Genomic DNA, 20,469 nt, shown 5'->3' with positions numbered 1-20,469 from the left:
CATGGCGCGTAACGATCATCTTTTGTCTGTTGGAAACGAAGCGCTGACCCCAATGACTTCGGCCATGTCGGCATTGACGACACAGATTGACCAACTGACAGAGGTGGCGGACGCGCGCTCCTCGGCACGTCTTGCGACGCTCAAGACACGCATGGAGAATTTCACTGCCAGCGTCACGCTGGTCGGTCAGGTCAAGGCAGGAAAATCTTCGCTTGTGAACATTCTGTCCGCACGCCCTGCCCTGCTGCCTTCGGATGTGAACCCCTGGACCTCTGTGGTTACCACGCTGAACATCAACACCAGAACCCAGGGTGATACAAAATCCCGGTTCACTTTCTTCGAACAAGAGGAATGGGACAATCTGATGGTTGGCGGCGGCCGGCTGGGAGAGCTGGCCAATCGGGCCGGCGCCGACGATGAAATGGACGATATCCGCCGTCAGATCGGCGAAATGAAAGCTAAGTCCGAGGAACGACTGGGTAAGCATTTCGACTTGATTCTGGGGCAAAGCCATCAATACGACTATTTCGATGAGGAACTGATCCAAAGGTATGTGTGTCTGGGTGATGAAGACGACCCGGACATCAACCCCAAGACCGGTCGTTTTGCGGATGTGACAAAGTCGGCTGAGCTGTACATGGACATCCCCCAGTACCCAATTTCCCTCAAGCTGTGCGACACACCGGGTGTAAACGATACGTTTATGGTGCGTGAACAGATCACCCTGCGCAGCCTGCGCGGGTCCGAAGTCTGCATTGTGGTTCTTGCAGCCAGTCAGGCTCTGACCACAATGGACATGGCGCTGATGCGGATCATCGCTCAGTTCGAAAATCGTCAGATTATCCTGTTCGTTAACCGAATTGACGAACTTGCAGATCCGGTCACCCAGGTTCCTGAGATTCGGGATCGGATTCTGGACACGCTGAAACAGAACAATATCGACACCAAGGCAAGTGTCGTGTTCGGCAGCGCTCTGTGGGCCGAGGCCGCGATAACTGGCAATCCCGATATTCTGTCTGAGGAATCCCGGAAAGCCCTTAACACGTTCTATCTGGCGGCCGGGTTTGGCGATCAAGCCCCGTCACTGGACAAGATTTGGGCGTTGTCCGGTTTGCCCGACCTATTGCTGGCGATGAATGAACGCATTGCCGAAGGCGCAGGAACTCGACTTCTGGACCGTGTACGCCACCGGGCGCGTAACATCGCCAGTCAGATCCGGGCGACCGCCGTGGCCAAAAAACTATCCGACAGCGAAGGGATCGTGCGAGAGCTGAACGGGGTAGCACCCGAAGACGCCGTGGCCGAGGTCAACGCAGAATATGAAAAGAAGGCCGCTGAGCTTACTGCTTCCTTGCGCGCGAAAGTGCTTGAGCGTCTAAACTCGGCCGAAGCCAACTTTGTCAAACGTGCCACCGATTCTCTGATCGCGCATCTTGAGCAAAATGGCGAGCAAGGAACGTGGCAGTACGATCCTGCCGGGCTGCGGACCTTGCAAAAAGCGGCCTATTTTAGCTTTGCCCGGTCGATGCGCAAAGAAGTTGGTGCGTTGTATTCAGCGGCAGCCGCTGACATCGAAGCGTTGTATCAAAGCCTGCTGGGCAACCATCTGGGAGAGTTCAGCATCGAGGCACCAATCGTCCCGCGGGTACCACCTCCACTGGGTATCGGACGCACGATTGCCCTGGACTTGCAAAGCACATGGTGGCGCCGCTGGTGGCAACGCCGCAATGGTTTCGAGGCCTATGCGGCGGATTATACGCGCCTGATCACATCAGAGGCGAATTCGATCACCAAGGATATCGAAGAAAACCAGATTGCAGCAGTTCTTGAAAATGTCCGCGCCGCCCTTTCCGACTTTATGCGCGAGCAAAAGGAGACTCTGTTGAACATTTCGGCCTCGGCCGAAAAGGACCCCGGTCGCAGTGCAGCGCTGATGGAGGGGCTGGCCCCTCAGAAATCCCGCGACGATATCCTCGGCGATATCCTGAAAGATCTTAGTAACGAGGCAGCATAAGTAGCGATATGGCAAAAGATTCACAAACCCGCTTCGTCTCTTCAAAAGCATGGGACCGCATTGAGAAATGGTCCCGCAGGAAACCTGTTTTCGCACTTATGGGGGAATTCAGCGCCGGCAAATCAACCTTGATGAACTTTCTGCTGCGCTCGGAGGCACTGCCCACACAGGTTACAGCCACACAGCTGCCACCAGTTTGGTTCAGTTGGGGTAGAAGGTCGGCCTATGTACAACGCCCTGACGGAACTCGCGAAAACATCAACCTGGACCAGTTGGAACAAGTCGGGGTGAATGATGCCCAGTTTATTCGCATATTTCTGGAATCCGACATTCTCGAAGCCGTCGACCTGATTGACACTCCGGGTATTTCCGACCCCAAGATTTCTACTGATGTCTGGCGACGGGCTGTCGGTCAGGCAAATGGCGTTATTTGGTGTACGCACGCCACGCAGGCATGGCGCGAAACGGAACGGGCAACCTGGGTTTCCCTGCCCGAACGGTTGCAACACAATTCATTGCTGCTGGTCACACGTGCAGACGTTTTGGATGTCAAGGATCGCCAAAAGGTCCTTCGTCGTGTGAACCGCGAAGCAGGTCACCTGTTCAACCGTTCGATCCTGTTTTCAGCCCGTGATGCCATCATGGCCCGCGACAAAAGCGGGGACGCCGAATTGTGGACCCGCAGTGGCGGTGGCAAGATGGTCGACAGCTTCCTGGAAATCACAGAACTGATCATGGACAGCCGCGCTCATCAGCTGGCGCGTTATCAAATTGACACCAGCTTGTCCGATGCTCCTCAGGTACACCCGCTGCGCCCGCGGCGCAATTTCTCGAATGTACAGGGAACCGCTCCGCTGAAGCTGGTAAATCCGCTGCATGAGGGAACAGAGCCCGAGGTGGTGACACAATTCCCCGTGCGCCCTGCCCGGGTCGAACTGCGCCCCGATGAGGTTGAACGTGCCCCGCGCATTGACCCACAAGAGGCCGAACGTCTGCGCGCCGACATGACCTCGGGCGCCGAGATCGTAAAAGAAGAAAAAGAAGACGAATTGCGGGCGTTCTTCCGGGAGACCACTCCCGAGGACTCGGACGTTGCCGATCTGTCCGTTGCTCCTGCCGAGGATGATGAAACAGACCCACAGGCCGTATCCGTCATTGATGAAACTGATATTGTTGAAGTTCAGTCACTTTCTGCGGAAGTCGAAGTTGCTGAAGAAGAAAACCTGTTCAGTGACGAAGACGAAGCTGACACATTCATGGCCTCTTTGGAGGACCAGCTTACAGATGTTCCGGAGCCCGAAGAGACCACTCAGGCAGAGCCGGAAGAAACCCCGGTCGAACTTTCCGTATCCTCGATCACAGCGTTGATGGCTGAACAATCGGATGATGCCGAGGATGAGTTCGAACCAGAGCCGGAAACCAATGGCCTGGTGAACACTCAGGTTGTCGCCCTGCCAGAGAGCAGACCGGAAATCGCGGGCTCGTTTGAAGACATTGTGAACGTGTCCGTCGACACCCCGCTTAGCGCGGCGGCGATGTGGCGCGAGGTCACGGATGGCGAAGACATGCCCACCAACCCAGAAGCGTTGAAGAAGGTATTTCAAGCATTTCTTGAGGAGTTTGACCAAATCACGGCCGAACACAATGCGCGAAAATCAGATAACGCGGTAAGGCCCATGGCCAATACCTCTGAAGACACGGGTGTTGAACGACATGTACTTTAGCGGTGAGAAACCTAGGAGACAGGGCAACCGATGTCTATCGAAACAGCATTAAACGATGCGATGGCGACCATACCCGACTGCATAGCAGCCGGGTATGTCGACATGAAGACAGGTATGTTGCTAGGCACCCATGTCACAGACTCGGAAAGTGCCGAAGCCTTGGATACTCTGGCCATTGCGGTGGCCAACCTTTTTCAGGGGCACGGTGTGATCGCGTTTGAGAATCTGCTGCGTTCGACCGACGCCGACGATACGGAAAATCCTGGGTTTGGCGAAATCGCAGTGTTTTCAAAGGATCGGCTGAATATTTTCCTGCGGACCCCGGACTACCCGGACCATGTGGTCTGCTACATCTGTCGCGACAGTGCCAATGTGGGGCTGGCGCTTACTAAATCGCACATAAGCCTGGGGCCGGTTACGGCCGCTGTATAACGGGACCAGAGGGGGTCACGGCATGATGGATACTGACATACTGGACATGCTCGAAGACATCGGGCGGTTGTCGGTCGCCCGTTTGAATCCGACGGTTACATTAGCTGCTGAGACGGCTGAGATTCGTCGTGAAAAGATCCTGCGTACAATTCGCGGAACCATTTTGCCGCGTCGGCTGGAATTTACCGCGGCCAATGGTGATTGTCTGGCAATGGAGGTCAACAGCTCGCGGGTAACTGATGTTTTCCGGGTCCGCTCGGGCATGATACCGGATTTTGAAACTACTCCGCGTGAAGAGCTTGCGACCCGCTTGGCCGAATTGGTGTCCGATATTGCAGCAGCCCCTGCCCCGTTGGAGCTGCTTTCTCTGCAACCGGACACGGCGCTTGAGGTCGATGATGTCGGTGTGACTTTCAGCGAGATTGCAAAGGCTTGCGGCACTATCGAACTGCCGCCCGAGACGGTCGTTTCTTTGGTTCCCGACACGCCTGCCCCGCAAGAAACAGATATTCCAGCGCCCGCCGCCGAGGCGACAGCAGGAACCATTGCCAGCGCGTTTTTTGATGGCGCTGAACGGTTCGCATTGGGACGCGCCGAAGTCGCCTTGGACGGTGCAGCCATATCGCGGCTCGAAGGAGTATGCGACGTCGGGCAACCCATGCACGCCGATCAGGATCTGGTTCGTCAGTTTGCACAGGATCTTGTTGGGTGGGACGGTGACGCCGCCATCGCGCTGGATCATCCTCAGCTGATTGTAATGCGGCCTTCAGGGGGCAAAGGGGATGCGCTTGCCGTTCTGCATGACGGGTCTCAATTTGCGCTGGCCATTCATGAAGCGCGCAAACTGGGAGCCGTCGTAAACCTTTGGAAATCAGTTACGGGATCGGAAAAATGATCCGGTGCCAACAGTTCAATTTTTCAACGAATTCGATCCGTGAAATTAAGTAGTCAGGGTATGTGTTATGAGTGAGAATAATCGTCGCGAGTTACTTCGTATAGCCAACGAGATGAAAGGCGTCAGCAATGACGAAACCGGGCAGTTTATCTCTCGGATCATTGGTGATCTTTCGAACCTGAAGCCCTCGATTGCTTTTGTTGGTCAGATCAAGGCCGGCAAATCCCGACTGATCAATGGTTTTACCGGACAGGCCGAATATCTGCCGTCGGATGTGAACCCTTGGACAACCGTAATCACTGATATGCATTTCGGCCACCCGTCGGGCCGGACGCAAGGTGCCGAGTTCCATTTCTTCGACAACCGTCAGTGGCAGTCCCTGATTGCCGAAGGCGAAGAGCTGCGCAACATGTTCCCCGATGACGAGGACAGTTATAAGCGCGAGATGATCGAAGAACAGGTCGACGCAATGAAGACCCGCGCCAAGCTTCGGCTGGGCGATAGCTATGAACAGCTGCTGGGCCAACATCATGATCTGGAAGACCTGAATTCGGATGATTTGGCACGTTATGTTTGCGCAGGCGATGACCCGACCGAGGGTGGGACACATGATCCGGCATCGGACCGGGGCCTTTACAGCGACATCACCCGAAAGGCCGAGGTCTATTTTGACATCGGACATTTCCCATTTCCGCTTACGGTCACCGATACGCCCGGTGTAAATGACCCTCTGCTGATCCGCGAAGAGATCTCTCGTCAATACCTCAAAGAGTCCGACTTTTTTGTGGTTGTCCTGTCGGCGCATCAGGCGCTTTCTCGGGCGGACTTGAAACTGTTCCGCCTAATGCAAGCGCTCGAGCTGGGCCAGATCGTGGTTTTTATCAACCGCGTGGACGAATTGGGAAATGGTGCCGAAGATGCGTTCAAGGTGCGGGCCGATGTTCTGGACGGGCTTGAGAAGGCGCTTGGGAACTCGAACATTGACGTGTTGACCGGCAGTGCCCAATGGGCGCATTACGCCCTGACCGGTGACGAAGCCGGTATCAACCACGACGATGTCCTGGCCTGGCTGCGCGCGCACCCCGATCAGATGAAGCAATATCTGGACGGTGTCGAAGAGATCAAACAAGGCCCCGGCCCGATCAGCCGCGAAGGTGTTTTGCGCTTTGCCGCTATGATCGCCTCCGGGTTGCCCGATCTGCGCCGGCATGTGACCCGAGCGCTGACAGAAGGCCCGCGCGATGAACAACTGCGTATGGCCTGGCAGCATCTCAACAGCTTTGCCCAAGGTGAATTGGACCGGTCCAAAGCGCATCTGCGCGCGATCGAGAACGACACCACAACCTCGGCAGAAGACGCTGGTGAAAACAACAGGATATTGGCCGATCTGCGGAACTCGGTCAGCGACAAGACCACCAAGATCATTGACGAAATGGATGACGTCCTGGCCAACCTGAGGGGCGTAATGGATGACACCGTGGCCGAGGCCGTGTCGGGCGTTGTTCGCGGCCCGAACGGAGATTCTCCGCTGTTGTCGAAAACCGGAGAAACCGAGCTGAATTTCACTCCGCTGCGTGACCGCATGCGCGAACTTGTTCAGGGGGCCACCCAAGTTGTCCGCCAAAGAATGCTGAGCGAGCTCTACGCAATCGACATGCAAAGCAATGCCACGCTGCGGGCTCTGCCCGGCTGGCAGGACGCAACCGACAACCGGATGAATACCAGCGCAGTTCGCTGGTTCCGTCCGGACACGTCCGCTTTGACCCGTGGCATCACTGTCGAACTTCGGGTAAACTGGTTGTCCCGGCTGATTTCGCGTAAAAGTGTCGTGTCCCGTGCCGAACGCATGATCGTTCAGGAGTTTGAGATGATCGGAGATGATCTGGTGGATACCGCCCGCGGTGATTTGACCGAGCGGCTTAATACTGTGCTGGACCATTATCTGGCCCTGCTCGCCACACATCTTGAACATCGTGCCGGAACCGGCGAAACAAATGCCCGGGCCGAGGCGCAAGCCTCCTTCAACCACGCACAACATATTTCTGACGAGCTGGGCACCCTATTCAGCCAGCATCAAACAGATGAAAGACTAGCAGAGGCAGCGGAATGATCGAATTTCCCGGAACCGACAAGGAAGTGAGGCAGCTCGAGCGCTTTCTGACCGCGACCGAAAGCCTGCCGAGCGACGTGGCGCTCGAAGATATGCGCGCCCGTGCTTTGGCGCATGCCGAACGCTTGTCAAACGCGGTCAATATTGGATTCGCCGGAGAATTTGGCGCGGGAAAATCCAGCCTGGCCAACATGCTGGCCGGGGCAGATATTCTGCCTACCGGGCCGCAGCATCTGAAACTGCCGCTCGTTATTGTGGCATATTCCGAAACCCCCGAAACAACTGTCGGGTGGTGGGACCGTGAACCTAAAGTCTATTCTGGAATTGCACTTGAAAAAGCTGCCAAGGACGAACCCGACTTTATCTCTGTTGGATTGAACACCCCTGCCCTGCAAGAGATATCGCTCTACGATCTGCCTGGGTCAGGCGCTTTGGATGATACCTATAAACCGACGCTCGATCTGCTCAAATTTGTGGATTGCGCAATCTGGTGCACCAACGGCACAAATGCATGGCGCGAAACGGAACGCCATCTTTGGGCTAAGGTTCCGGAAGAGTTGCGAGCAAACAGCATATTGGCTGTGACACATACAGATTTGCCTCCGGTACGCGACGCGCTTGACCGGGTGTTGGCCCGCTTGAACAAAGAAAAGCGCAATATGTTCCGCTCGGTTGTGCCGATCGGCACCCCAGTGGCTGTCCGTGCCATGGCGCAAGAGCCAGAACCGGATTTCGCCCTTTGGGAAACCTGCGGTGGACAGGGGCTGGCCGAACAGGTGCTTGATATTGCTTCGAACCGGCGACAGGCAGACCTGAGTTCGGCGCGCGAAGATCTGGAACAGCACTTTCTACCCTATCTGAAATCGATTGACGTTCAGGTGCCGGACATAGCCGCCCTCGACGCGCCCTCTATGCAGGCTACGCTGGAAAACGTGCTACCCCCTATCGACAATCCGATCCTGGAAGACTGGCTTGCCGCAATTGCCAGTATCTATGAAGACCTGCGGGAAACCTCAAATATGGAGCCTGCGGCTTTCCTGCAAAGCTGTCAGGAAATCGTTGAGGATTTCGCCGAGCGCCTGGAAAACGATGGCGAGATTGACCCGACGGCGGATTGGATTCCGGGTGAGTTCGAAAAGGCCACGGACTTGTTGCTTTTGCTTCAGTTCGAAAGCGGCGTTGCGCCACTGAAGGATGCGATTAGCATCCTGGCACAGCTGAGTGACAACCTTGCTTGGGCCGGCAGCCGGGTTGAATCGGCACAGCCAAAGACCGGAACCTGAAATTTCCGCTCAAGGCTGAGCGGAAATTCCGCGAATCGTAGATGCGATTCCTACGAATCTATTGTTTCGAAATTGTAGACCAATCCTTAAGAATTTGTTTTTAGCTTTCGATTTTATCACAATATATTTCTATATGTAGTATAAATTGCCAAATATACACTACATATAGATCAATCGCAAAAACGATCCTTAGTGAAGCCATCAGGCGGCCCCAATAAAGTCAAATTTGAATCGTCTAACCGACTTGAGTGTCCTGCGGTTGTTTTTGGTTGTGTGTTTGCGGGCTATTTGCCCAGGTTTTTTGCCGCAAAACGATTAGAACGGGCGGAATGAAATGAGCCATAACCAGGCTGTCGGTGCAACGCACGACGAACCTAAGATTGAAGGACTTGAACCTGGCGCAAAGCTGTTGCGCGGGCAGTATGAGATTCTTCGTTTCCTCAGCAATGGCGGGTTTGGGATTACCTACCTGGCCCGCGACAGCCTAGAACGCGATGTCGTGATCAAAGAGTGCTATCCGGGCGCTCTGTGCCGTCGGAATGGTGACGCGGTTGAACCCATCAATCCCGACCACAAAGAAGATCTGCGCGCGATCATCGACCTGTTCATTCAGGAAGCCCGCAATCACGCCCGACTGGTTCATCCCAATATCGTTGACGTACATCAGGTCTTTGAAGACAACGACACGGCGTATATCGCAATGGACCTGATCCGGGGTTGCGATCTTCTGGATTATTCCGAGAGCCCCGAAAACGACGCGGGCCCGGATTTCATTGTCCAAGTCACCGAGAAAATGCTGTCGGCCGTTTCGTTCATCCACCAAAGCGGAATGCTGCATCGCGATATCTCACCGGACAATATTCTGATTGACCAAAACGGAGACCCGGTCCTCATCGACTTTGGTGCCGCGCGCGAACAGGCAGCCAATCAATCTGCTGCCCTGTTGACTTTGCGCGTTATCAAAGACGGCTATTCCCCGCACGAATTCTATGTACGCGGCGCAGATCAGGGACCCAGCAGCGACCTGTATGTTCTTGCGGCGACGCTTTACCACGCCATCAGTGGCGAACGTCCGATCGACGGGCAAACCCGACTGAATGCCTTCAACAATGGCCAGGATGATCCCTATACGCCCCTCGCAGGTCAGTACAGCGGCTATCCCGATGGGTTCCTTGAAGCGATCGACAAAGCGATGGAAGTTCACGCAACAGATCGTCTGCAAACGGCCCTGGATTGGCTGCGGATGTTCCGTGGTCCCGGCGTCATGTTTGACTCGTTCGCCTATCGTCCGGTCTCGGTCATCGTAGCGATGGACCGTAAGGACGAAGTCGAAGAGCAAGCCCGGATCAAAGCCGAAAGTGAAAATGCCGAGGCGGTGGTGACTGCCTTGTTGGCTGGGAACCCTGACATTGCCCTGGGTAATGAGGATAAGTCTGAGGGCGATCTGGCCAAGTTTGCACAAAAAGAAGAGGCCGCGGTTGCGGTCGATACGATCGTCAAGAACGGATCAGGCGGCAGCGGTAAAGTCATCGCAGGCGCTGCTGCGGTGGTGGTTGCCTTGGCTGCAGGCGGATTCGTTTTGTTCAGTGGCAGCGAAGAAACCCCCGAACCGACAGCAGCGCCGGTCCAAGTGACCGAGGCAGAGGCACCAGCCTCGGAACAGCCGGAAGAAGCCGTGGAAACGGCGGCACCGGCCGCTGCGGAAGAGGTCGTGGAAACGGCAGAACCGGCCGCTGCGGAAGCTGAAGCACCAGAACAAGAAGTCGCAAGCGTAGAACCTGTTGAGCAGACGGATACTTTCACGGCGCAAAACGCCGAAGCGCAACCTGTCGAGGCAGCCCCTGTTGCTGCCGACCCGGTAGAAATCAGCGCTGCTGCTGGCCAACCGGCAGAAACGCAGATTGCGTATTCTCATTGGGATGTGGAAATACCGTTCCAGACCTCGAAACGCCGCGCCTCGACTGGCAGCGTCGTTGTCGTGACCGGCATTGACCCCACGCTGGATACTTCCGTGATCGGAGAATGGGTGCAGCATGGGGCGTCAATTTATACTGTGAATGGAGTGCCGGTCCAGGCAGATGCAAGTTTTGCCGCCCAGATTTTGGATGACCTGAAGGTCGATCCGGATGGGTATATCCGCATCACTGCCCGTTATCGGGAACTCGGAAAAACCCGTGCGCAGAACGGATTGCTGGCCCTGCCCGCCATTCGCATGTTGGGTCTCGAGAATGGTTATGTGTTCACTATCAGGAACAGCAATGGAAACGGCTGGGCAACTGTTGTTGACACTGCACCAGACGCGCCCGCAGCAGGCAGCCTGCGCAAAGGCGATGTACTGATCTCGGAAAATCATACCGGTCAGAACATTACCAACCCTGAAGGGCTGGACGCGCTTTTGCAGCTCCTTGTTTCTGAAAACCAGTCCGAAGCCCGCTTTACAGTTCTGCGCAACGGTACTGAAACGGGTGCGGTTATGCCCCTGGTACAGGAGTAATGATCCGGTCTGATTGTGATCTGCCTGTGTGTGTTTGCTGAGAGTGAAGCGTAAGCCATCACTCTGACGGGGACCGGCCCGTCGCAGAAGGTAAATGAGTTTTTTGTTCTCAATCATCAGTGCCTGTGTACCGAACGTGCAGAGGTGAGTAGCAGCCCCATGGGACGTAGATCCTGTGCCAAGAAACAAAGGTGTCGACACCATGTTTAAATATAAAAGCCCCCTTAGCCGGCTTCTCGAAGGTGCCGGCAAACCTCAAGAGACCGAAACCGAGGAGGTCGCGGCACCTGAGTCTGATAACGCTGAACCGATTGCGGATTTCAACGCACTTCGTAATGCACTGGCAGGCGGCAACACTACCGCTGATAGCTACGATGAAAGCGAAGAACTATTACCAGAAGACAAGATGCCGGAGTTCTCCGAAGCAGAACAAGCCACTGCCGATGAGATTATCGTCGAGGAAGTGGTCGCCGAAGTGCAAAGCGCCACCGAGGTTACAGTTGATGCCGACCCAAAGGACGACGAACCGGTTGTGACACTGCATGTGTCAACCGAAGAACTGACAGCCACGATTGAAGATCCCGCGCCTGAAATGGCGATGGAAGAACCGGTCGTAGACGTAGTCGTCGAGACAGTTGATCCGGAACCAGAAGCGCCTTCTGCCCCAGAGGTCGAGGCACAACCTCAGCCTGCTCCTGCGGCAAAAGAAGACAGACGCAGCCGTGTGAAAACCACCTTCCTGGGCTTCGAGCGCGCGGATACGCATGTTCAGGACTTGATGGAAACAGCCGAGCCGGTGGCTATGGCCAAGACCGAGGCCGTGCAGGCGACATTCCCGGTAGGATGGCTTGTTGTAACTTCCGGCCCCGGCCGCGGTTCCAGCGTTACGCTGACAGAAGGCCTGATGCAGATTGGGCGTAATGATGACCAGGCGATCCAGCTGGACTTTGGCGACACTGGGATTTCCCGCAGCAACCATGCGGTAATTGCCTATGACCCGGAAGACCGCAAATGCTATCTGGGCCATGGCGGCAAGGCCAATCTGGTGCGCCTGAACGGCAAACCCGTTCTCAGCACAGTTCCACTCTCCACAGGCGATCTTATCCGGATCAGTGAAACCTCAATCCGGTTTGCAGCCTTCTGCGATGACGGCTTTGATTGGCGGGATGTTTAATTGATGCTGGCGACCCCGGCATATGATCTTGCGCTGATCCTGGATCAGGGTCAGCGCGACACGCAGGAAGACGCGGTCGCGTCGCGTATGTTCGACGCAGCAGATGCGGGCTATGTCATCGTCGCGGACGGAATGGGTGGGCATGCGGCAGGAGAAGTGGCATCTGAGCTGGTGGTCAAAGCCTGGCGTGATGCACTGGATACCGAACTTGAAGCAGACGCTCCGGCTGAGACTGCGCTGATCGACGCCTTACCCTTGGCAGCCATGCAGGCAAATGCCGCGATTTCGACTTACTGCGAGGAGCAGGGTGAAGATTTCAACATGGGATCAACCATGTTGGGAGTTTTGCTGCTGGAAAAGCGCGTCTTCTGGATTTCGATTGGCGACAGCCCCCTATATCTCTATCGCGACCGTACCCTCAGCCAAATCAACGAAGACCATTCGATGGCTCCGATGATTGATGCTCAGGTTGCTGCAGGTACCCTTACGCCAGACCAGGCGTCGTCTCACCCCGACCGAAACCAACTGACTTCGGTGATAATGGGCGCCGCAATTCCCAAGGTCGATTGCCCGGAAGAACCATTGGGTCTTAGCACCGCGGATGTGCTGATCGTGGGAAGTGATGGGCTGCAATATCTGAGCAACACAGAAATTCAGGCAATTCTTGAGGAAAACGAGGATGCGCTGGCTCAAGATATTGCGGATGCGCTGTTGCGGGCACTGAGAACCAGGAACGACCCGGATCAAGACAATACGTCGATTGGCGTCATCAAACTCAGAAGAAACGACTAGAGGCAAAGCAACCGGACCAATGAAACTCCATCTGATCATATCCAGCCTGGCACTAGCTGCCGCGACGGGCGCTGCTTCGGCACAAGAAGCATGCTCAACCTATGAAATCCAGCGAGGCGACAGCCTGCGGGAACTGACCATCGCAGTCTATTCAACCGAAGATTTTCGGATCATCTTCGAGGCAAACCGCGATGTAATCGGAAATAATCCCAATGTTATCCGCGTCGGCGACGTTTTGACCCTGCCGTGTTTGGAAGATATCGGGCGCGCGGCTGCCGTGCCGCAGACAGAGGCCGAAGCAATGGCCGCCGAAATGGCCGCCGAACTTGTCAAGGCTGCGGAAGATCGCGCTGCCAAAGCTATCGCCGAAGCCGAGTCCCGCGTGGCCGAAGCCAAAGCAGAGGCGGTCATCGCCGCCAAGGCTGCGGCCAAAGATGAGATCGAGGCCGCGCGTGCTGAAGGTGCTGCCCTAATTCGCAATGCAGGTACCGGTGAACGTCCTGAAATCCGGGATCGTCAGTTGATTTTGATCACTGGCGGCAACTATTCCCCGTTCACGGATGAAGCTCTGCCGCATCGTGGTCTATATACAAATCTTGTTGAAACCGCGATGTTGCGCGCAGCGCCGGAACAGTCCTACAAGATCCAGTTCGTCAATGACTGGTCTTCACATCTGGATCTGTTGATGCCGACGCTGGCATTTGACGCAACCTTCCCGTGGTCGCGTCCAGATTGTGACGACGCAGATGCACTGTCTGAAAATGACCGTTCACGTTGTGAAACCTACAATTTCTCGAACCCGTTCTATGAAGTTGTGGACACGTTCTTTGCTCGCGAAGGTTCGGGCTATGAAGAGACCCTGACATATGCGGACTTTGCCGGTGCAACCATCTGCCGACCCGAGGGCTGGTCCCTGTCGCATATGGACGCGGTGGGGCTGTACGAGCCCGCGATCACGATGCTGCGCCCGGTTTCGCCGGATGAATGTTTCCATGCATTGATGGATGGAACCGCCGACATCGCCGCCATTGAGGCCCATCTGGCCGTCGAGGCAATCGGTCGGCTGGGTTACGAGCATCGCATTGTAGAAAACCCCAACCTGGCAGCGATCAAGTCTCTTAACATCATGACTCACAAGGATAATCCTGATGGAGAAGCGATCCTTGAAACGCTTAATCAGGGTCTGGCGATCATGCAGCAATCAGGCGAGTGGCGCGACATCGTCTCAACCGCTCTGCGTTATCAAATGGAAAATGGCTAAGGCCCTTATCGGCCTAAACTCAAAAAAGTCTGGAGGAAGTGGACATGTATAAATTTAACCTGAAGAAAGTCGTGATTTCGGCCACCGCCGTCACCGCCCTGAGCGCCGGAGCTGCCGCAGCACAGGAAGCCTGTAGCAACTATACCGTCGCGGATGGTGACACGATGGCGACCATCGCCATCGCGGCTTATGGCACCTCGAACTATCAGCCGATCTTCAACGCCAACCGCAACATCATCACCAACCCAAACGCGCTGGCGCCTGGATTGGTTCTGTCCTTGCCCTGTGAAGACGGTAGTCTGCCGAATGGCCAGTCAGCACAGGAACTGATCGCAGCAGAAGAAAAGCGTGCGGCCAGTGTGAAACGTTCGAACGTCTACGCCCCGCCAATCAAGCTGGTAGCGGGTAACGGATGGGAGCCATTCACAACCGAAAGTCTGAATGGTGGTGGGATCATGACCCGCCTGGCGACCACAAGTCTTCAGCGTGCCGGCAACAGCCGTGATTTCTCGGTCAGCTTTGTCGACGACTGGACTTCGCATTTGGAAACTCTCTTGCCGCTCGGCGCATTCGACATCTCGATCGCCTGGACAGTTCCAGATTGTACAAATCACACCTATGAGTGGTCTGCAGCGACTGAATCCCGGTGCAACGAGTTTGTTGCTTCGGTTCCGGTCTATGACATCGTCGGCGGTTTCTTCACTCTGCCGGAAAGCGAATACTCACAAGCGACGGCCTTCGAAGACCTCAAAGGTGCAACCCTGTGTCGTATGGACGGCTGGAGCATGGTTGTACTTGAAGAAGTTGGCTTGAATTCCGATAACCTGACGTTGGTTCACCCCAGCTCGGCCCGCGAGTGTCTGGATGCCGTTTTGACCGGCTCAGCCGATGTGGCCGCGTTCGAGGTCGATCTTTTCGCCGCAACCATGAAGGACATGGGCCTGACCTCGGAAGATATCGTAGAAAACCCCTATGTTTCCACGCTGTCCTCGATGAGCTTCCTTGCTCACCGCACCAACCCGTTTGCACGCGAATACATCGCTATGGTCAACAAGGGCCTGAACGAAATGCGTGAATCCGGCGAATGGTACGCGATCATCTCGGACACGCTGCGTGAACAGAACGAAAAGCTGAACGCCGCGTCAAACTAATACCGATACATATGAACAGTCGCAGGGCCGGTCTTTGGACCGGCCCTGTCTTTTTTCAAGATCCAAAGATTTTTGCGACAGGAATGAGAGTCCGAATAATGGCTGCCGCGGTTTGATGCCTAAAAGGGCCGACCTTCCCTTCGAAGCCGAAACAACTTGGTCCCGGTGGCACTATCTGCCGGCGTTTGATCCAAAAGACTCGACTCTGTAAAAGCGGAAGCATAAAAAGAACAAATCAAGAACATATTGGTATCTGGCATGTTCGATGGAATGCAGCGTCGCGTCGTTTCATTGTGGTTTCCTCGGTTGGCAAGCGACCGGGTTCTGCGTCGACGCCTGGTGAATGGGCCCTTTGTCCTGACGCTCAAACAACAGAATGCCAATCGTATTTATTGTCTGAACGCTCAGGCTGCGGAACAGGGGCTGCATCAGGGCATGTCCTATGCGGATGCGCGCGCCTTTTGCCCCGCTTTGCAAAGCTGCACAGCCGATCCTCAGGCCGATATGCGTTTCCTGCACATCCTGCGTCGCTGGGCAACGCGCTATTGCCCCTGGGTGGGGATGGAAGGCGAGGATGGGCTGGTGCTTGACGTCACCGGGTCAGCCCATCTCTTTGGCGGCGAAGAGGCGATGTTGGCTGATATGCGCGGACGGTTTGCGCGCGCAGGGCTCTGGGTGCAGATCGGGTTGGGGGATACGCGCGGTGCGGCTTGGGCGCTTGCCCGTTATAACGAGGGGGTCGCAGCCTCTGGCAATATGCTGACGGCCCTAAAGTCGCTGCCGGTGGCGGCCTTGCGTCTGGATGAGAAGACCTCGGTCGCCTTACAGCGCATGGGCCTGCGCAAAATTGGTACATTGGCGGCAGCACCGCGCGCACCGCTGACACGGCGTTTTGGTCCCGGTCTGCTGCTCAGGCTGGATCAGGCTCTGGGCGCGCAACCCGAAGCAATCACACCGCTGTCCGATCCCCCCAATTACGCGGTGCGCATGACCCTGCCGGACCCCATCGGATTACTGTCGGACGTGATGGCTGGTACCGAACGGCTGTTGGCCCAGCTCTGCGCCAAGCTGAAGGCGCAAGAGATGGGCGCCCGGAAACTTTGCATGACATTGCGTCGGGTGGACCAGGACTGCCAGCAGGTTGAACTGCGTCTGGCCCGACCTCTGCGCGATCCTCAGCGTATCCTGTCTTTGTTCGAACGCGGTTTGGGGGAAATAGATGCCGGTTTTGGCATTGATCAAATGCGGTTGGAGGCCACCGGGGTTGAAGCGCTGCCAGTACAACAAATCAGCCATGTGTCGGACCACAGCAAGAGCCGGCTGGATGATCTGATCACCCGGCTGGGCACCCGGGTCGGGCTGGAGAACATTCAACGTTTCCTACCTGCGGACAGCCATATTCCCGAGCACAGTTTCATCATCGCGGCCGCCGCCTATTCCAACCCCTCCAGCGGCTGGAGCATCCTGAACCCACGCCCGCTCTACCTGTTTCCACCCGAACCAATTGCGGCAACCGGCCCGCATCCGCCCGCGCGGTTCCGCTGGAGACGTATGTCCCTGACAACCGGCCATGCCACGGGCCCCGAACGCATCGCGCCCGAGTGGTGGCATCAGGATGAAAGCTGGCGCTCTGGCCTGCGGGATTACTGGCGAGTGGAAACCACGCAGGGGCGCAGGCTCTGGCTGTTTTACACGCCACAGAATCCGGGCTGGTTTGTACAGGGAGAGTTCGCATGATCACAGCAAACCGCCCGACAGACGCCCTGCACCGCCATATGCCAAAGCCCCATGCACAGGGGCTGGGTTATGCCGAACTCTGTGTCACCACGAATTTCACCTTTCTGACCGGGGCCTCCCACCCCGAAGAGCTTGTCCTGCGCGCCGCCGAGCTGGGATTGTCGGCAATAGCTATCACGGATCACAATTCGTTGGCAGGGGTTGTGCGCGCATGGTCGGCACTGCGAGAGCTTAAACGACAGACCAAACAGCCCCTTCAAATCAGATCCGAACATCGTGTTGATACCTCTTCCCGGCAGGAGGTTGGCCACAGGCAGGCGCTTCCGAAACCGGACTGTACTGTTCTGCCTAAACTGATTACCGGCTGCCGGCTGCTGCTGCGCGACAGTGCGGTAGATTGGGTGGCGTTGCCCTGTGATCTGGCAGCCTACAAACGCTTGGCCCGCCTGCTGACTCTGGGCAAACGGCGTACAGATAAGGGCGATTGCGAGCTCTATACGCAAGACATGCTGACGGCCTGCAAGGGCATGATCCTGATCGCCCTGCCCCAGACCACCCTGTCAGAGGCCGCATCAGATATTCGGACCGTGCGACGGCGCTTTCCCAATCATGTTTTTCTGGGCGCTGTTCCGCGCTATGACGGCAGCGATCAGGCCTACCTGGCCGAATGCGCACAACTGGCCCAGAAGAGCTGCGCCCCCATGGTGGCGGTCGGGGATGTTCTGATGCACCGCGCCCACCGCAAGCAACTGGCCGATATCCTGACCTGCATGCGTGAAAATATCACGATTGATCAGATCGGCACCCGCGCATTGCCCAATGCCGAACGCCGCCTCAAATCCGGCCATGATCTGGTCCGGCTGTTCCGCCATCACCCCAGCGCCTTGCGGCGCACGATGGAGATTGCCGACAGGTGCAGCTTTGATCTGGCGGAGCTTTCGTATGAATACCCCGATGAGATTGCAAGCGGGGAACATCCGCAAACGCGTCTGGAACGTCTGGCACACGAAGGGTTGCAGCGCCGGTACCCCGAAGGGCCGCCCGACACGGTGGTCGGGCTGATGCGCAAGGAACTGGCGGTGGTCGCGGATCTGCAGTTTCCCGCTTATTTCCTGACTGTACATGACATCGTACAATATGCCCGGTCGCAGGGCATTCTGTGTCAGGGGCGCGGGTCCGCGGCCAATTCGGTGCTCTGTTACCTCTTGGGCATCACGGATGTCAGCCCCGACCAGATCGCCATGGTCTTTGAGCGATTCGTGTCCAGATACCGGGGCGAGCCGCCGGATATTGATGTCGATTTCGAGCATGAGCGGCGTGAGGAGGTGATCCAGTGGATTTACGAGAAATATGGCCGCGAACGTGCTGGTCTTTGCGCAACTGTCATCCATTTCCGCACCCGTGCAGCCATTCGCGAGGTGGGCAAGGTCATGGGGCTGTCGCAGGATGTAACCGCTGGGCTGTCGAGCCAGATCTGGGGCATGAGCAATGGCGGCGTTGATCTAGACCGTATTCGCGAGCTGGGGCTGGACCTCAGCGACCGGCGCCTCATGCAAACCATTCATCTGATTGGCGAAATCATCGGATTTCCCCGCCATCTGTCCCAGCATGTTGGTGGTTTTGTGATCACCAAAGGACGCCTGGACGAGCTTTGCCCGATTGAAAATGCCGCAATGGAAAACCGCACCGTCATCTGCTGGGACAAAGATGATATTGATGCTCTGAACATCCTGAAAGTCGATGTGCTGGGGCTTGGTATGCTCAGTTGTCTGCGCAAATCCTTTGGCCTGCTGCAACAGCATGAAGGCCAGACCCTGAGCATCGCCAAGGTGCCTCAGGACGACACCGCCACATATGACATGCTCTGCCGGGCGGATGCGATCGGCGTCTTTCAGGTCGAAAGTCGGGCACAGATGAATTTCCTGCCCCGGATGCGCCCCCGCGAGCTTTATGACCTGATAATCGAAGTTGCGATTGTGCGCCCTGGCCCCATTCAAGGGGATATGGTGAAGCCCTATATCCGGCGACGCAATGGGCTGGAAAACCCCGAACCCTTTGGCCCGAAACTGGAACAGGTGACAGCGCGCACATTGGGCGTCCCCCTGTTTCAGGAACAGGCCATGCAGATTGCCGTGGTCGGGGCCGGATTCACGGCGGAAGAGGCCGACCATCTGCGCCGCTCATTGGCCACGTTCCGGCGAATGGGCACAATCGGCACATTCCGGGATAAATTCATCAATGGGATGCTGGGCAACGGCTATGACATCAAAGTAGCTGAGCAGTGTTTTTCCCAGATCGAAGGCTTTGCCGATTACGGGTTCCCGGAAAGCCATGCGGCGGCCTTTGCCATGCTTGCCTATGTCTCCGCCTGGCTGAAACGCCATCACCCGGCGATCTTTGCCTGCGCGCTTTTGAACTCTCAACCCATGGGGTTTTACGCGCCCGCTCAGATCGTGCGCGACGCCCGCGAGCATGGGGTCGAAATCCGCCCTATCTGCGTCAATCATTCCGAGTGGGACAATATACTGGAACGCCGCCCCGATGGCGCGCTGGCGCTGCGGCTGGGATTCCGCCAGATCAAGGGGTTCAGGGAAGAAGACGCCGGCTGGATTGAGGCCGCCCGCGGCAATGGATATCAGGATCCAGAGGCGCTGTGGCTGCGTGCGGGGCTGCGGCCTGATGTACTGACGCGCCTGGCCGAGGCAGACGCTTTTTCCGATATGGGGCTGACCCGGCGCGATGCACTCTGGCAGGTCAAAGCCATTCAAAGCCCCAAACCTCTGCCCTTGTTCAATGATCCGATTGACGGGGAAACGGTTCACGAACCCCCGGTCAACCTGCCCGCCATGCAGCTGGGCGAAGAGGTGGTCGAGGATTATGTTGCCACCCGCCTGACCCTGCGGGCCCACCCGATGGAACTGCTGCGCCCCTCTCTGCCAGGGCTGACCACACATGTCGCCTTGCTAGAGGTGCCCCTGGGGCGGCACAGCGTTTGTGGTCTGGTTATCACCCGTCAGCGGCCGGGCACGGCGTCGGGTATAATTTTCCTGACGCTAGAGGATGAAACCGGGGTCAGCAATGTGGTGGTCTGGCCCAAGGTTTATGAGCGTTTCCGCCGGGCCGTGATGGGCGGGCGCCTGCTGCGGATCACAGGGTATCTGCAGCGTGAAGGGATTATCGTGCACCTGATCGCCCAGGACGTTCAGGACATGTCACATAAGCTTTCCGAATTGGGGCACCCGCAACCAGAGGTCCTAAGCACCGAAGGGTCCCGCACTGATGATACACCGAAGAAATCCCGCTATCCTGCCAGGGCAATGCACCCACGGGATCAGGCAAAGCGGCTGTTTCCAAGCCGGGATTTTCATTGAACCGCACTGCTGCATATCTCTGGCAGGGTCC

At 56.5% G+C, this 20,469-nt stretch carries 13 protein-coding genes; all 13 read left to right on the top strand.

Annotated features, from left to right (window positions below; translation table 11 throughout):
* Position 1: 1 nt before the first annotated feature.
* The 13 genes from AC2FH6_RS13880 to AC2FH6_RS13820 all read left to right on the top strand — a co-directional run bounded on the left by AC2FH6_RS13880 (position 2) and on the right by AC2FH6_RS13820 (position 20,438).
* The gene (locus AC2FH6_RS13880; RefSeq protein ID WP_142636261.1) at positions 2 to 2,014 is read left to right on the top strand and encodes a dynamin family protein; all 2,013 of its coding nucleotides are present in this window, start codon (positions 2 to 4) and stop codon (positions 2,012 to 2,014) included.
* Between the two features lie 8 nt (positions 2,015 to 2,022).
* The gene (locus tag AC2FH6_RS13875; RefSeq protein ID WP_496703188.1) at positions 2,023 to 3,738 is read left to right on the top strand and encodes a dynamin family protein; all 1,716 of its coding nucleotides are present in this window, start codon (positions 2,023 to 2,025) and stop codon (positions 3,736 to 3,738) included.
* Between the two features lie 30 nt (positions 3,739 to 3,768).
* Positions 3,769 to 4,170, top strand: coding sequence for a hypothetical protein (locus tag AC2FH6_RS13870; protein WP_496691615.1), 402 nt, complete (start codon positions 3,769 to 3,771; stop codon positions 4,168 to 4,170).
* A gap of 22 nt (positions 4,171 to 4,192) precedes the next feature.
* Positions 4,193 to 5,065 (top strand): hypothetical protein, encoded by an 873-nt coding sequence (locus AC2FH6_RS13865; RefSeq protein ID WP_496703186.1) that lies wholly within the window; start codon positions 4,193 to 4,195, stop codon positions 5,063 to 5,065.
* 67 nt (positions 5,066 to 5,132) lie between these two features.
* Positions 5,133 to 7,175, top strand: coding sequence for a dynamin family protein (locus AC2FH6_RS13860; RefSeq protein ID WP_496701886.1), 2,043 nt, complete (start codon positions 5,133 to 5,135; stop codon positions 7,173 to 7,175).
* A complete protein-coding gene (locus tag AC2FH6_RS13855) occupies positions 7,172 to 8,458 on the top strand; it encodes a dynamin family protein (protein ID WP_271948831.1) in 1,287 nt (428 codons plus the stop codon). The genes AC2FH6_RS13860 and AC2FH6_RS13855 overlap by 4 nt, the downstream gene beginning before the upstream one ends.
* A gap of 334 nt (positions 8,459 to 8,792) precedes the next feature.
* Positions 8,793 to 10,952: a serine/threonine protein kinase gene (locus tag AC2FH6_RS13850; protein WP_496703185.1), complete on the top strand. Its 2,160-nt coding sequence runs from the start codon at positions 8,793 to 8,795 to the stop codon at positions 10,950 to 10,952.
* Positions 10,953 to 11,154: 202 nt separating this feature from the next.
* Entirely contained in the window at positions 11,155 to 12,126 is a 972-nt protein-coding gene (locus AC2FH6_RS13845; protein WP_496703183.1) for an FHA domain-containing protein, read from the top strand.
* A 3-nt stretch (positions 12,127 to 12,129) separates the two neighbouring features.
* Positions 12,130 to 12,918, top strand: coding sequence for a PP2C family protein-serine/threonine phosphatase (locus AC2FH6_RS13840; protein ID WP_281995081.1), 789 nt, complete (start codon positions 12,130 to 12,132; stop codon positions 12,916 to 12,918).
* 19 nt (positions 12,919 to 12,937) lie between these two features.
* The gene (locus AC2FH6_RS13835) at positions 12,938 to 14,179 is read left to right on the top strand and encodes a transporter substrate-binding domain-containing protein (RefSeq protein WP_142636243.1); all 1,242 of its coding nucleotides are present in this window, start codon (positions 12,938 to 12,940) and stop codon (positions 14,177 to 14,179) included.
* Positions 14,180 to 14,223: 44 nt separating this feature from the next.
* The gene (locus AC2FH6_RS13830; RefSeq protein ID WP_496703181.1) at positions 14,224 to 15,330 is read left to right on the top strand and encodes a peptidoglycan-binding protein LysM; all 1,107 of its coding nucleotides are present in this window, start codon (positions 14,224 to 14,226) and stop codon (positions 15,328 to 15,330) included.
* 258 nt (positions 15,331 to 15,588) lie between these two features.
* Positions 15,589 to 17,067, top strand: coding sequence for a Y-family DNA polymerase (locus AC2FH6_RS13825; RefSeq protein WP_496703179.1), 1,479 nt, complete (start codon positions 15,589 to 15,591; stop codon positions 17,065 to 17,067).
* Positions 17,064 to 20,438 (top strand): error-prone DNA polymerase, encoded by a 3,375-nt coding sequence (locus AC2FH6_RS13820; RefSeq protein ID WP_496703177.1) that lies wholly within the window; start codon positions 17,064 to 17,066, stop codon positions 20,436 to 20,438. Before AC2FH6_RS13825 ends, AC2FH6_RS13820 begins: the two co-directional genes overlap by 4 nt.
* The last annotated feature ends 31 nt before the right edge of the window (positions 20,439 to 20,469 follow it).

This window comes from Ruegeria sp. CDSC045 (genome assembly GCF_059610725.1).
This window is presented reverse-complemented; position numbering and strand designations above follow the sequence as displayed.